A 13,971-nucleotide genomic window follows, 5' to 3' on the forward strand; every position below is an offset into this window, starting at 1 on the left:
CCGCCACCAGAATTATTGATGACTGTAGTAGTCAAGTATACAGCTTTCGAAAAGCCGGTTTTTACGCGGTGATTTGCACAAAAAGCGACGATCTTGGCCTCGAATCAGAACTGTGGAGGCGTGAGGGAGCGCGCATTCGCCAGATGTTTCACCGGTGACAAGCCGAATTAAAGTTGACTACTACATTCATCAATTGAAAGAGCGGTGCATCATCGTCGCGATGACGTAAGGGGCAGCCGGGGACAAGACAGATGCATGACGGTTCGATGATCATTCAGGCAGGCTCGCGAGCGCTGTTGGCGTTGCTTCTGGCCGGAGTTGCCCTGCCTGCTTTTGCGCAGGAGAACACGGCACCGAAGAAAAATGCCGACGGGACGACCGTGCTTGAGACGATAACCGTCAATGCCGACGTCAAAAAAGGCGCACGCGGTTATCAGCCGATAACCACGGGCACTGCGACGCGCACCGAGACGCCGATCCTCGATATTCCACAATCGGTCAACGTCGTGACAAACAAAGTGCTGCGTGACCAACAGGCGCGCTCGCTTGATGATGCGCTCGCCAATGTCAGCGGTGTTACCCAGTCAAACACGCTGGGAGGCACGCAGGATGCCGTTATCCGCCGTGGTTTTGGTGACAATCGCGACGGCTCGATCCTCATCAACGGGCTGAAGACCGCATTGCCGCATTCCTTCAACGATACGGCGGAGCGAGTGGAAGTGCTGAAAGGGCCAGCCTCCACGCTCTACGGCATTCTCGATCCGGGCGGCATGGTGAATGTCGTGACGAAGGGGCCTGAAGATACTTTCTCCGCCGAAGCCTATTCGCGCTTCTCAGCCTTTGGGGCGGGCAAGTATGGTACATCCGGCGGTTTCGATGTGACCGGACCTATTGCGGGAACGGATTTTTCCTATCGCCTGATCGGTCAGGGGGAGAACAGCGACTACTGGCGCAATTTTGGTGAGAAAAAGAACTGGCTGATCGCACCCTCGCTAAAATGGAGCGGCGAGGATACCGACATTACGGTTTCCTATATGCATGAGGATTACAGCGTGCCCTTCGATCGCGGCACGATCTTCGATCCGGCGACAGGAAAGGCAATCAATGTCAGCCGACGTCTCAGGCTGGACGAGGCCTATAACATCACCGATGGCAAATCCGATCTGGCGAGTATCTCGATAGACCGCCAATTGTCCGAAGACTGGAAACTGTCGCTGAACTACGCCTATAGCCAAAACGAATATTCCGACAACCAGGCCCGCGTGATGGGTTACAATTCCCGCACGGGGCAGGTGACGCGGCGCGCTGACGCCACGCAATATTCCACCATCTACAACCACGCGGCCCGCGCTGACCTGACCGGTGAGGCTGATATTGGTGGCCTGCGCAACGATCTGCTGTTCGGCATGTCCTACGATTACAGCGACACGCTGCGCACCAACATGTTGCGATGCGCAAATTCCTCGAATTTCAACATTAACAATCCCGTTTACGGCAGGTTGCCGGCGTGCACGACGGTCAGGGACGTCGACAGCGACCAGACGGAGGAGCTTTCCACTGCTTCGATCTATATGCAGGACGCCGTGCATCTGGGCGATCAATGGATCGCTGTCGGCGGTTTGCGCTACCAGTATTACGACATCTATGCCGGCAAAGGCCGCCCCTTCGTCGTAAACACCCAGAACAATGGCGGCGAACTCATCCCCAATGCCGGTCTCGTCTACAAGATCACGCCGGATGCATCCCTTTATGCCAACGTGGCGAAAACCTTCCGCCCGCAATCCTCGATCGGAGCCTATTATGGCGGGCTCGATCCGGAGGAGGGCATTTCCTATGAGGTGGGCGCCAAGTTCGACCTGTTCACCGGCTTGAATGCCAATATTGCCTTGTTTAATGCCCGCAAGCGCAATGTCGCCTATTCGGAGGATGTAGGCGGTGTGTCGACGGTGAAGGCCGCCGGTCTCGTTCGCTCGCGTGGGGTGGAGGTGGATATTGCCGGCAACCTTACCGATAGTCTCGATCTAATCGCAAGTTATGCCTATACGGACGCTCTCGTTCTCGAAGATTCCACCTATGCCGGCAAGCGCTTGCCGAATGTCGCGCGTCACACCGGCTCGCTGTTTCTTGCCTATGATGTCGGTGAGGTCGGGCCGAACGGCAACACGCTGCGGATCGGCGGAGGAGTGCGGACCGTCGGCCAGCGTGCCGGCATCAACGACAATTCCTATGACCTGCCGGGTTATGCCGTCTTCGACGCCTTTGCGACCTATACGCTTCAGCTGGAGAAACCGGTGACCCTACAGCTCAATCTGAAGAACATCTTCGACAAAAGCTATTATACCTCATCCATTGGCTCCACCAGCTACGCCAATGCCGTCGGCGAGCCCTTCAACGTCAGCCTCACGGCCAGCGTGAAATTCTAAGGGTACAGGCGGCGCAATCCATCTGGGTCTTGCCGCTGCTGATGAAAGCAGACTCGTGCGTTTCTTGCATGGCTGCGCTGCATTAAAGCCTATTTAATATGCGGCAAAACCGGGTATCTTGTTTTCATCGAAGCGATGCACCTCCTCCCGCAAAGCTTCGGATTGAGATGACCCTATCCTCCTCCCAAGGGTTGTCTTGTGAACAATGGCACTCCTCCTCCCAGCCGTTGTTCGAAATTTCGGAAAGCCTGCCGCACCTCCTCCCGCGGCGGGCTTTTTCGTTTTCGGGACAGGGTCATCACAGGCCAAGCGCGAGCTGCGCTTCCTCTTCACTCTCTTCGGTGCTCAGCGAGGAAAGGGTAATCCCCAACAGCCTTACCGGACGTTTGAATGGAAAGACGGAGGCAAGCAGGGTCTCTGACATCTCCTGGATCGTTGCGAGGTCAGACACGGCTCCCGACACTGTTTTGCTGCGTGTTGCCTGGCTGAAATCCGAATATTTGATTTTCACGGTCACAGTTTTTCCCGCGATGTCGTGGGCCTCGCAATAACGCCAGACTTTCTGAGCCAAAGGGCCAAGCTCCGCCTTCGCTAAGTCGAGATCGTCGATATCCTCGACGAATGTGTCCTCGGCGCCGACAGATTTGCGGATGCGATCGGGCTTGACCTGCCGTTCATCGATGCCGCGGGCGATGTTGTAGAAATAAGGGCCAGACTTCCCGAAATGCTGTTGCAGAAAACCGAGTGATTTCGACTTGAGATCGAGCCCTGTTTCGATGCCGTGCCGTTTCATCCGCTCGGCCGTGGCGGGTCCTACGCCATGAAATTTCTTGACGGCCAGGGCTTCAACAAAGCCAGGCCCATTCTTCGGCGTGATGACGGCTTGGCCATTCGGTTTGTTCAGGTCGCTTGCCATCTTCGCCAGAAACTTGTTGTAGGAGATGCCGGCAGATGCATTGAGGCTGGTGACAGCCTTGATCTTTGCGCGGATCTCCAGCGCAATTTCGGTGGCGATCTCCATGCCTTTCAGGTTTTCGGTCACATCGAGATAGGCTTCGTCGAGCGATAGCGGCTCGATCAGAGGGGTATATTCGGCAAATATCTCGCGTATCTGTTGCGACACCTGCCGGTATACCTCGAAGCGTGGCGGTACGAAGATCAGATCCGGGCATTTCCGTTTGGCAGTGACGGACGGCATGGCGGAATGGACGCCGAAGGTTCTCGCCTCGTAACTTGCCGCAGCCACCACGCCTCGTGCAGCCGATCCGCCGACGGCGACGGGCAGGCCGCGAAGTGCGGGATTGTCGCGTTGCTCCACCGATGCATAAAAGGCATCCATGTCGATATGGATGATCTTTCGAACAGCCGTGTTATCCATCGTTCCAGCCTGTACGATCTTCCCTATTTCCACATCGCCCGCATCCGCGCGCCTACATCGATGCGGATCTGCTGCGCGCTGCGCTCGGAGGCCGCGGCCGAAACCAGCGGCCAGGTGGCTGTTTCAAAGAACTGCAGCAAAGTTGCCGGTATGAAGCGGGTTCTAGCGGCATAGACATGCCGGTCGCCCTGCGCGTTCTGGCCATGGGTGAAGAACCGTTGCGGGGTTATCAGTGACAGACTGTCCTTGGCGCGAGTCATGGCGACATAGAGCAGCCGGCGTTCCTCCTCTACTTCATGCGTGGAGCCGACGCCCAGATCGGAGGGTATGCAGCCATCGACAACGTTCAGGATAAAGACGGAGCGCCATTCCTGGCCTTTTGCCGAATGAATGGTTGAAAGCGTCAGGTAATCCTCATCGAGCAGCGGCACGCCTGCCTGATCGCTGGTGGCATCCGGCGGATCGAGCGTCAGTTCGGTGAGGAAGCGTTCGCGGGAAGGATAGCCGCCGGCAATCTGCTCGAGTTGCAGCAAATCGGCCTTCCGCGTCGCGGCATCCTCATGGATGCGTTCGAGGTGGGGCTCGTACCAGAGCCGCGCCTGCTCGATATCTGATGGCCAGCCGCCGTGCGATTTTCGCATGTTCGCCAGCAACTGCACGAAGGATACCCAGTCCTCACCGGTTTTGGGTGGCGGCGGAATTTCGGCAAGGGCGAGCAAAGGTTCGGGATCTGCCGCAATCGTATCGAGAATATTGCCGGCTTTCTTCGGCCCGATACCCGGCAGCATCTGAAGTAGCCTGAAACCGGCGACGCGGTCGCGCGGGTTTTGCGCGAAACGCAATACCGCCAGCATGTCCTTTACATGGGCACTGTCGAGAAACTTCAGGCCGCCAAATTTGACGAAGGGAATGTTGCGGCGTGTAAGTTCAACTTCAAGCGGCCCGCTATGACTGGAGGTGCGAAACAGCACGGCCTGTTGCTTCAGCGTCATGCCGGTCTCACGATTGGCCAGCACCTGGTCGATAATGAAGTTCGCCTGCTCGGTTTCGCTTTTTACTGTCACGAGCTTCGGCCGCTCGAGTGACTGTCGTTCGGTCCAGAGGTTTTTGGTGAATCGCTCACGGGCAAGGTCGATGACACCATTGGCGGCAGCCAGTATCGGCTGTGTCGAGCGATAGTTGCGATCAAGGGTGATAATATCGGCGGCCGGGCTGAAAGATGCCGGAAAATCAAGGATATTGCGCACCGTTGCTGCCCGGAAGGAATAGATCGACTGGGCATCGTCACCCACGACGGTCAATCCGCGACCGCCCGGTTTCAGTGCCATCAGCACCGCGGCCTGCAGCCGGTTGGTATCCTGATATTCGTCGACCATCACGTGGTCGAAACGATTGCCGATATCGCCTGCAAGGTCGGGATCGCTGACCATCTGGGCCCAGTAGAGCAGAAGATCGTCGTAATCGAGAACGTTCTGGGCCTGCTTGGCCTCCACATAGGCGGCGAATAATTGCTTGAGCTCTTCTTCCCAGCTGGACACCCATGGATAGTGCTGGCGCAGGATTTCTTTCAGTGGCGTTTGTGAATTGACGGCGCGCGAATAGATCGCAAGGCAGGTGCCCTTTGTCGGAAAACGGCTCTCGGTCTTGGAGAAACCCAGCTCGTGTCGGGCAAGGTTCATCAGATCAGCGCTGTCTTCACGGTCGTGGATCGTGAAATCCACGTCCAGTCCAATCTGTTCCGCATAGATTCGCAAGAGGCGCGCGCCGATCCCGTGAAACGTGCCGGACCAGGCCATCGCATCCGTGAGGGCTCCGGCGTTAGCGCCGATGACCTGCTTGCAGATACGCTCGACACGACGCGACATTTCGGAAGCGGCACGCCGTGAAAACGTCATCAGCAGGATGCGGCGAGGATCGGCGCCATTGACGATCAGATGCGCCACCCGGTGCGCCAGCGTATTGGTCTTGCCGGAACCGGCACCGGCGATGATCAGCAACGGTCCAGCCGTGTGTCCGCCTGAAGGCCCAACGCCATGTTCTACGGCCTTGCGTTGCTGCTCGTTCAGTTTGTCCAGATAGGCAACCGCCATGCCTGCATCCCTGATATTTGCCTATCCGCACGACGACGGCATTTTTCAAAAGCACTCTTGTTGCAATGATTAGCAAAAACTCAAACAGCAGGCCAGAACAAATAATGAACGCATGTCTCTGCCCTCCAGACTGCGGTGGACAAACCTGGCTGATCGATATTCGCAGCCTCAATCGGGTTCCGCATGGCGTGTTGACCGGCATGCTTTTCAAACCACTGAACCAACCCGGCGGCTGATGAGTTCACCAGTCGCGTCTTGGAAGACGTGTTTGTTGGGAGGACAAAAGCATGAAGCATCTGAAACTATGCCTGATCGCTGTTGCGGCACTGGCCACATCGACATTTGCCTTTGCCGAGCAGAAGGCCATGAGGTCTGACGCCACGATCGCGTCGGATATCAATTATCTGCTTTATACGCCCAAAGACTATGCCGGTTCGGACAAAACCTATCCTCTCGTGGTATGGCTGCATGGCGGCGATCAGGGCGGGAGCGACGTCGAAAAGCTGCGCCGCAGCGGCCTGCCAAAATTGATCGAAGGGGGCCGTGATTTTCCTTTCATGGTGTTTTCGCCGCAAAATCCGAGCGAGGAACTACTTTATCCGATCGAACGTGTCGCAAGCGTGCTGGCTTCCGTTGTGGCGGATCATCGGGTGGACCGCAGCCGTATCTATCTGATCGGATATAGCCGGGGAGGGTTCGGCGCCTGGTCAATGGCCGAGCAGTTTCCACAAACTTTTGCTGCGGTCGTCCCAATTGCCGGTGGCGGCATCCGCCATTACCTCAACCGCACCAATGAAAAGACAGCCTTCTGGGCCTTTCACGGCTCAAGGGACGAGGTGATTCCTTTGTCCGATACTGTTGTCCTCGTCCAGCGTCTCCAGGAACTGAAACGCAACGTGCGGCTGACGGTTTTTGAAGATACGAACCATGAAGAGGTGGAGGCAAAAGTGCTCGGCGATGAGGCGATGTGGACCTGGCTTCTCCAGCAAAAGCTTGCAGACGCAAAGACGCCTTCGGCACCCTGAACCCGCAGCGGGTACCGTTTACCGCTGGTATGGAAGCCCATAACCCAGCTCGGCCGTCATAAGGCCGGGCTGGCCGCCTGATAAGCCTTCGTCAAAACATCTCTCCGCAAGCGTGTCTTTCGCCTCTTGACACAGAGTAGGGAAGTCGTGCTAATACGCATTAACTGCTAATACGTATTAGCAGCCAACGAGTGTCGGGGAGGGCATTGCGTGACCAGCCATAAACGCCTTACTCAGAACGATATTGCGAAGCTTGCCGGCGTCAGTCAGGCAACAGTATCGCTTGTTCTGAACGGCGCGCCGACCGCGATCGCCCGTATCCCGGCAGAAACACGCGAACGCGTACAGGCGGTCATTCGCAAGACGGGTTATGTCGCGGACCCGATCGCGCGCCGCATGGCCAAGGGGCTTAACCGCATCCTCGGCGTCTTCACCTACGAGCCTGCTTTTCCAAGCGCACAGGCGGACTTCTTCACGCCGTTCCTGTTGGGCATCGAGGAAGAGGCGCAACAGCAGGCGTACGATCTTCTGCTGCTGACCAGTGCCGGCGTCGGCAACAACCGCAAGATTTTTTCCGAGGGCAACAGGCTCCGGATCGCCGATGGCTGCTTGGTCCTGGGCCGTGAATTCGACCGCAAGGAGCTTACCCGGCTGGTCTCGGAAGATTATCCATTCGTGGCGATCGGCCGACGCGACGATGCTGGCGGGCCCGTGCCCTATGTTGGCGGCGACTATGGCGCGGGCACACGGCAGCTTGTTGAAGATGCCATGATGCTCGGGCATTCCAAACTCGCCTATATCGGCCCTGCGGGTCCGGCGGAATCGATTGCCGACCGCTGGCGAGGTTTCAGTGATGCGCTCGGTACGGCGGCGACGCTTGCCTTGCACATAAAGGCGGTAAACCGGCCTGCCGAAAAGATCCTCGACGCGATCATCGAAAGCGGCGCGACGGTGGCATTTTTCATAGAACTGGCGGATGCGGTGCGCGTCGAGACTTTGGCACGGGAGCGCGGAATTGGGGTGCCCGACGTGTTTTCGATGGTCGTGATCGGCAGCCATATTCGTGCCGGCCGCAGCCCGGTGCGTTTCACATCCTATGAAATTCCCCGTGAAGAGATGGGCCGGCAGGCGACTGCAATGCTGGTGAACCGCATCGAGACCGGCAGCCCGGGAAGTCAAATTCTACTCAAGTGCCAACCCGTCAAGGGTGAAACATTGGGGCCGGCTCCAGTGGCCTCCCCAGATAAGTCCCCAGTCAACAAAACGGATGAGACGACGTGAAAGAGATGCAAGCAGACATTCTTGTGGTCGGTGGTGGCCTTGGCGGCGTGGCGGCGGCGCTCGGTGCCGCACGCGCCGGAAAGCGCGTGATCATGACCGAGGAATATGACTGGATCGGCGGTCAGTTGACCAGCCAGGCCGTTCCATCGGACGAACATAGCTGGGTCGAGCAGTTTGGCATCACCCGCTCTTATCGCGCGCTGCGCAACGGCGTGCGCCAATATTACCGCGACCATTATCCGTTGACGGAAGGCGCCCGCTCCTGGAGTGACCTCAATCCCGGTGGCGGCTGGGTCAGCCGCATCTGCGCCGAGCCGCGCGTCAGCCTTGCGGTGATGGAAAGCATGCTTATGCCCTATATCGGCGCCGACCGGCTGACGGTGCTCAAGCCCTATCGGCCGGTTGCTGCCGATGTGGACGGCGATAGGGTCCGCGCGGTCACCGTGCGCCATCGCGACAGCGGAGCGGAGATCGTCATTTCCGCCGACTACATTCTTGATGCCACCGAGCTTGGCGATCTGTTGCCGATGACGGGCACGGAATATGCCAAGGGGTTCGAGGCGCAATCGGACACGGGGGAGCCCAGCGCGCCGGCCAGCGCCCAGCCTGACAATGTGCAGGCCGTGTCGATCTGCTTTGCAATCGATCATGTCGACGGCGATCAGACGATCGACAAGCCTGATAATTACGACTACTGGCGCAAGTACCAGCCGCATTTCTGGGGTGGGCCGATGCTCGGTTTCACCGCGCCGCATCCGCGCACGCTGGAACACACGACCCGCTCCTTCACGCCCAATCCGGACGACGATCCGCTGCTGGTCGATGCCGACCAGCGCAAGGGCGGTGGCGATGAAAACCTCTGGATTTTCCGTCGCATCGCGGCACGCAAGAACTTTGCGCCAGGTTTTTATAAATCCGACATCTGCCTCGTGAACTGGCCGATGATCGACTATATGGACGGCACCATCATCGATGTGTCGGAAGAAGAAAAGGCGCGGCATCTGAAGGCGGCGGCCGATCTTTCCTATTCGGTGTTTTATTGGTTGCAGACAGAAGCGCCGCGCCTTGATGGCGGACAGGGTTTTCGCGGCCTGCGCCTCAGAGGCGATATTACCGGCACCGAACACGGCCTTGCCATGGCGCCCTATATCCGGGAAAGCCGCCGCATCAAGCCGGTCACGCGCATCGTCGAACAGGATCTTTCCTACACGGTTCGCAGTGACAGGGGGGCTGTCCGCTATCGCGACAGCATCGGCATCGGCATGTACCGCATCGATCTGCACCCATCGACCGGTGGCGACAACTATATCGATGTGCCTTCCTGCCCGTTCGAGATTCCGCTTGGCGCACTCATACCCGAGCGCGTGAAGAACATTATTCCGGCGGGCAAGAACATCGGCACGACGCATATCACCAATGGCTGCTACCGCCTGCATCCAGTCGAATGGAATATCGGCGAAGTGGCTGGAATGCTGGCGGCCTATTGCCTGGAAAAAGGTCTCACACCGCATCAGGTGCAGGAAGACGATGACCATCTTCATGCCTTCCAGACGGCGCTAACCCGCGAAGGTATTGAAATACGCTGGCCGGATATCGCGGCCTATTAGGACGGCGGACTGTCGTTCGATCGAACCCATCTTTGGAGGAGGACTGGGAATGAATAGTCATTGGAAAATGCAAACCACGGCCTGCGCGCTGGCCCTTATCGGCTCGTTTGCGCTGGCAGGGGCAGCGGCGGCACAGGATGCGGTCAAGCTGCGCATGACGATCTGGAGTGCCAACGAGGCGCATCTAAAGCTGTTCAACGACATCGCAGCCGGCTTCAAAAAGGACCATCCGAATGTCAGCGTGACCTATGAGTCCCTGCCTTTCGACACCTATACCACTGCGCTCACGACCCAGATTGCGGGCGGCAATGCGCCTGATATGGCCTGGATTTTCGAGACCTCGGCCTATGATTTCGTCAAATCAGGCGCGCTCTATCCGCTCACCGACACGCTGAAGGCCGCACAGGGTTACAATCTCGACGAAGTCAGCGCCGGGGCCACGGAACGCTGGTCGCAGGACGGAAAGCTCTTCGCCTATCCGTTCTCGACCTCGCCCTTTGCGGTCTTCGTCAACAATGATCTCATCAAGGCCGCAGGTGCAAAGACGCCGGCGGAGATGATCGCTGCCGGCGAATGGACCTGGGAAAACGCCATCGCGACCGCCTCGGCGGTCTCGAAATCCGGCAAGGGCGGGATTGTCGTCCGCGACTTCAATTACCAGAGCTGGCAATATCTGACCTCCGTGTGGAACGGCTGGGGCGCATCGCCCTGGAGCGCGGATGGCGCAACGTGCACCATGGCAGAAAAGCCGATGGCGGATGCGGTGTCGTTCATCCATGACGCCATCTTCAGCAAGAGGGCCATGCCCGGCCCCGGCGAGACGGTCGATTTCTTTGCCGGTAATGCCGCGATGACCATTACCCAGATCAGCCGGGCCTCGCTTTTGCCGAAGGACAAGCCTTTCGGCTGGGACCTCGTGCCGCTGCCGAAAGGACCGGCCGGTGAATACGCGCTGATCGGGCAGGCCGGCATCGGCGTCATGCAGTCCGGCAAGAATGCGCAGACGGCGGCCGAATTCGTTGCTTACATCACCAATCCGGAAAATTCGGCAAAGCTCAGCCAGTTCTTCCCCTCGGCACGCAAGTCGCTGTTGAATGCGGAGGTGTTGAAAAAAACCAATCCGCTGCTCAGCCAGGAACAGATCGAAAAGGTCGTCATATCAGGCATCGCCACGGGCAAGGTTATGCCCGGCCACACCGGCTTTGCCCAGATACAGCAGATCGTGCGCTCAAACCTCGATGCGGTCTGGCGGCCGGAGGCCGATGTCGCGGGAGCGCTTCAAAAAATCTGCGGCCAGATCGCGCCGCTCCTGAAGCGCTGAGGAGAAAGCCATGGCTGTCGCGCAGGAGATTACCCGTCCCCGGCATCGCCCTGCATCGGCGTTCTGGACCATCGCGCGGCGCGACAGTCTCGCTGGCTTTCTGTTCATCGCCCCGCAGCTGATCGGGATCATCATCTTCGTGCTGATCCCGCTCGGGCTGGTGTTCTGGTATTCGCTGCATGAGTGGAACGTGCTCGCCAATACCTTCACCTATACCGGTGCGCAGAACTACCGGATGCTCATCGAAGACGGCAATCTTCTGGAGGTGCTGGGCGCGACCGGGATATTCTCAGCCGGCCTCGTCGTGTTCAACCTGTCGCTGGCGCTGCTGCTTGCCGTGCTGCTCAACCAGAAGCTTGCCGGCATAGCGATATTCAGAACGCTGTTCTTCTCGCCCGTCGTCGTGTCTCTGGTTGCCTGGACGATCGTCTGGGGTTTCCTGCTGCAGAAGAACGGCGGCATCAACGGCATGTTGCTGATGGTCGGCATCGAAGGCCCCAACTGGCTGCGCGAGGAGACGACAGCGATGATTTCGGTCATCGTCGTACAGGTCTTCAAGAATGTCGGGCTCAACATGATCCTGTTCCTGGCGGCACTTCAGGGCGTGCCGAAGGAACTCTACGAGGCCGCCCGCATCGACGGTGCGCCAGCCTTCAAACAGTTCCGTCGCATCACCCTGCCGCTGATCAGCCCGACGATCCTGTTGACCTCGATCATCACCATTGTCGGCTCGTTACAGGTTTTTGCTCAGATCGCTGTTTTGACCCAGGGCGGGCCGGGTCTGTCGACCACGGTGCTGGTCTACTACCTCTATCAGCAGGCCTTCCAGTTCCATTTCTTCGGTTACGGCTCGACGCTGTCCATCCTGCTGTTTCTGATCGTTGCCGTGCTGACATTTGCCCAGTGGCAGATGCGCAAGAGGATCGTCTTTTATGAAAGCTGACCTTTCCCCCCGCATGCAGGTGGCGCTTTACGGGCTGTTGTGCGTGCTGTTGATCCCGTTCGTCTTTCCGACCTGGTGGATGGTGACATCGTCGATCAAGCCGATCAGCGACATCTTCGCCTTCCCACCGCAGCTCATCCCGCAGAGCCACGACTGGACGACCTATGCGAAGGTATTCGAGTTGCAACCCTTCGTGCGGCAATACTGGAACTCCGCCTATATTGCTGCTGTCGTGGCGATTGGCACGATGATTGTCTCCTCCATGGCAGGATATGCCTTCGCACGTATCCGGTTTCCGGGCGCCAATGTGACCTTCATGATCGTGCTGCTTGGCCTGCTGATCCCGTCCGAAGTGACGATCGTGCCGCTCTTCCAGATGTTCCTGAAGGCAGGCATGGTCAACACCCACTGGCCGCTGATCCTCGTGCCGATTTTCGGGGCGCCAAGCGTGTTTGCCACCTTCGTCATGCGGCAGTTTTTTGTGACACTGCCGGGGGAGCTGGAGGAGGCCGCACGCGTCGACGGTCTTGGACGTTTCAAGATATTTCGCAAAATTGCCTTGCCCCTGGCGAAGCCGGCGCTTGCTTCGGTCGCGATCTTTACGTTCCTGCATTCCTGGAACCTGTTCCTCGAACCCATCGTCTTTCTCTCCAGCGCCGAGATGTTCACGCTGCCGCAGGCGCTGACGCAATATACCGACGCCTATGGCGGGCCGATGTGGAACATCCAGCTTGCCGCAGCGACGCTGACTGCGCTGCCCGTGCTCATCGTCTTCGTGATTGCCCAGAAGCAGTTTGTCGAAGGCCTCGCCCATACCGGCCTCAAGGGCTGAAGAACCGGAAACCGATTGATGGCTCACGTTACTCTCTCCGACATCCGCAAAAGCTATGGCGCGGTGAAAACCATTCACGGCATCGATCTCGCCATTAAGGACGGCGAGTTTGTTGTGCTTGTCGGGCCTTCCGGCTGCGGCAAGTCGACCCTGTTGCGGATGATAGCCGGTCTTGAAACGATTACCGGCGGCGAACTCAGGATCGGCGAACGGGTCGTCAACGATCTCGATCCCAAGGACCGCGATATCGCCATGGTATTCCAGTCCTATGCCCTATATCCGCATATGACGGTGGCCAGCAATATGGGCTTTTCGCTGGAGCACCGCGGTTCCAGCAAGCAGGAAATTGCTGAAAAGGTGAACTGGGCAGCGGATATTCTTGGCCTTGCGCAGCTGCTCGACCGTTATCCGCGCCAGCTTTCCGGCGGCCAGCGCCAGCGTGTTGCGATGGGCCGGGCCATTGTTCGCAATCCGCAGGTGTTCCTGTTCGATGAGCCCCTGTCCAACCTTGATGCGAAGTTGCGCGTCGTCATGCGCGGCGAGATCAAGGCGCTGCACCAGAAGCTGAAGACCACCACGATCTATGTGACGCACGACCAGGTCGAGGCGATGACGATGGCCGACAGGGTCGTGGTTCTCAATGGCGGCAGGGTCGAGCAGATCGGCACGCCGCTCGAACTTTACGACCACCCGGCAAATCAGTTCGTTGCGGGCTTCATCGGTTCGCCATCGATGAACTTCCTGACAGGCGCGATAACTGAAAGAGGTTTTGAAACCGCAGGTATCGTGTTGCCCTTGCCAGTTTCCGCGGCCGGCTTTGCCGGCAAACAGACCGTTTACGGCATCCGCCCGGAACACTTCCTGCTTGATGCCGGCGGCGTGCCTGCCGAGATAATGCTGGTTGAACCATTAGGATCGGAAACGCAGGTCACCATGAAACTCGGCGATACCAAGGTGCTCGGCGTCTTTCGGGAACGCATAGGGCAGGCAGTCGGCGACAGCATCATGGTCTCGCCGACGCTTAACAGCGTCCATCTGTTTTCGAGTGAAGACGGAGCGCGGCTGAACTGA

10 protein-coding genes are annotated in these 13,971 nt (G+C 58.2%); 8 read left to right on the top strand and 2 right to left on the bottom strand.

All coding sequences use genetic code 11. From position 1 onward, the window contains the following. Positions 1–251 precede the first annotated feature (251 nt). Positions 252–2,423 (top strand): TonB-dependent siderophore receptor, encoded by a 2,172-nt coding sequence (locus FB593_RS21025; protein WP_111809816.1) that lies wholly within the window; start codon positions 252–254, stop codon positions 2,421–2,423. 298 nt (positions 2,424–2,721) lie between these two features. Here FB593_RS21025 and dinB read toward each other — a convergent pair whose 3' ends face one another. Next, entirely contained in the window at positions 2,722–3,801 is a 1,080-nt protein-coding gene (dinB, locus tag FB593_RS21030) for a DNA polymerase IV (RefSeq protein ID WP_145166910.1), read from the bottom strand. 23 nt (positions 3,802–3,824) lie between these two features. Next, a complete protein-coding gene (locus tag FB593_RS21035) occupies positions 3,825–5,891 on the bottom strand; it encodes an ATP-dependent helicase (protein ID WP_145166889.1) in 2,067 nt (688 codons plus the stop codon). A gap of 287 nt (positions 5,892–6,178) precedes the next feature. On the opposite strand from FB593_RS21035, the gene FB593_RS21040 reads away from it, so the two are divergent. The 7 genes from FB593_RS21040 (at position 6,179) to FB593_RS21070 (ending at position 13,971) form a co-directional block, all read left to right on the top strand. After that, on the top strand, positions 6,179–6,916 hold the full coding sequence (locus FB593_RS21040) for a prolyl oligopeptidase family serine peptidase (RefSeq protein WP_013761149.1): 738 nt from the start codon (positions 6,179–6,181) through the stop codon (positions 6,914–6,916). Between the two features lie 210 nt (positions 6,917–7,126). After that, a complete protein-coding gene (locus FB593_RS21045; RefSeq protein ID WP_145166890.1) occupies positions 7,127–8,197 on the top strand; it encodes a LacI family DNA-binding transcriptional regulator in 1,071 nt (356 codons plus the stop codon). Between the two features lie 5 nt (positions 8,198–8,202). Continuing rightward, positions 8,203–9,804 carry an FAD-dependent oxidoreductase gene (locus tag FB593_RS21050; protein WP_145166911.1) on the top strand — a complete coding sequence of 534 codons (1,602 nt, stop codon included), beginning with the start codon at positions 8,203–8,205 and terminating at the stop codon, positions 9,802–9,804. A 49-nt stretch (positions 9,805–9,853) separates the two neighbouring features. Continuing rightward, positions 9,854–11,125, top strand: a complete 1,272-nt coding sequence (locus FB593_RS21055) for an ABC transporter substrate-binding protein (RefSeq protein ID WP_145166891.1) — start codon at positions 9,854–9,856, stop codon at positions 11,123–11,125. 10 nt (positions 11,126–11,135) lie between these two features. Beyond that, positions 11,136–12,068 carry a carbohydrate ABC transporter permease gene (locus FB593_RS21060; protein WP_004431155.1) on the top strand — a complete coding sequence of 311 codons (933 nt, stop codon included), beginning with the start codon at positions 11,136–11,138 and terminating at the stop codon, positions 12,066–12,068. Beyond that, positions 12,058–12,900 carry a carbohydrate ABC transporter permease gene (locus tag FB593_RS21065; RefSeq protein ID WP_145166892.1) on the top strand — a complete coding sequence of 281 codons (843 nt, stop codon included), beginning with the start codon at positions 12,058–12,060 and terminating at the stop codon, positions 12,898–12,900. The genes FB593_RS21060 and FB593_RS21065 overlap by 11 nt, the downstream gene beginning before the upstream one ends. 18 nt (positions 12,901–12,918) lie before the next feature. After that, positions 12,919–13,971 carry an ABC transporter ATP-binding protein gene (locus FB593_RS21070; protein ID WP_145166893.1) on the top strand — a complete coding sequence of 351 codons (1,053 nt, stop codon included), beginning with the start codon at positions 12,919–12,921 and terminating at the stop codon, positions 13,969–13,971.

The organism is Rhizobium sp. SJZ105 (genome assembly GCF_007828365.1).
GTDB lineage: Bacteria > Pseudomonadota > Alphaproteobacteria > Rhizobiales > Rhizobiaceae > Agrobacterium > Agrobacterium tumefaciens.

Excerpts from the sequence above, each read along its gene's own strand:
- FB593_RS21040 (WP_013761149.1), top strand. The coding sequence starts at position 6,179 with ATGAAGCATCTGAAACTATGCCTGATCGCTGTTGCGGCACTGGCCACA.
- FB593_RS21035 (WP_145166889.1), bottom strand. The coding sequence starts at position 5,891 with ATGGCGGTTGCCTATCTGGACAAACTGAACGAGCAGCAACGCAAGGCC.
- FB593_RS21070 (WP_145166893.1), top strand. The coding sequence starts at position 12,919 with ATGGCTCACGTTACTCTCTCCGACATCCGCAAAAGCTATGGCGCGGTG.
- FB593_RS21055 (WP_145166891.1), top strand. The coding sequence starts at position 9,854 with ATGAATAGTCATTGGAAAATGCAAACCACGGCCTGCGCGCTGGCCCTT.
- FB593_RS21060 (WP_004431155.1), top strand. The coding sequence starts at position 11,136 with ATGGCTGTCGCGCAGGAGATTACCCGTCCCCGGCATCGCCCTGCATCG.
- FB593_RS21025 (WP_111809816.1), top strand. The coding sequence starts at position 252 with ATGCATGACGGTTCGATGATCATTCAGGCAGGCTCGCGAGCGCTGTTG.
- FB593_RS21050 (WP_145166911.1), top strand. The coding sequence starts at position 8,203 with ATGCAAGCAGACATTCTTGTGGTCGGTGGTGGCCTTGGCGGCGTGGCG.
- FB593_RS21065 (WP_145166892.1), top strand. The coding sequence starts at position 12,058 with ATGAAAGCTGACCTTTCCCCCCGCATGCAGGTGGCGCTTTACGGGCTG.
- dinB (WP_145166910.1), bottom strand. The coding sequence starts at position 3,801 with ATGGATAACACGGCTGTTCGAAAGATCATCCATATCGACATGGATGCC.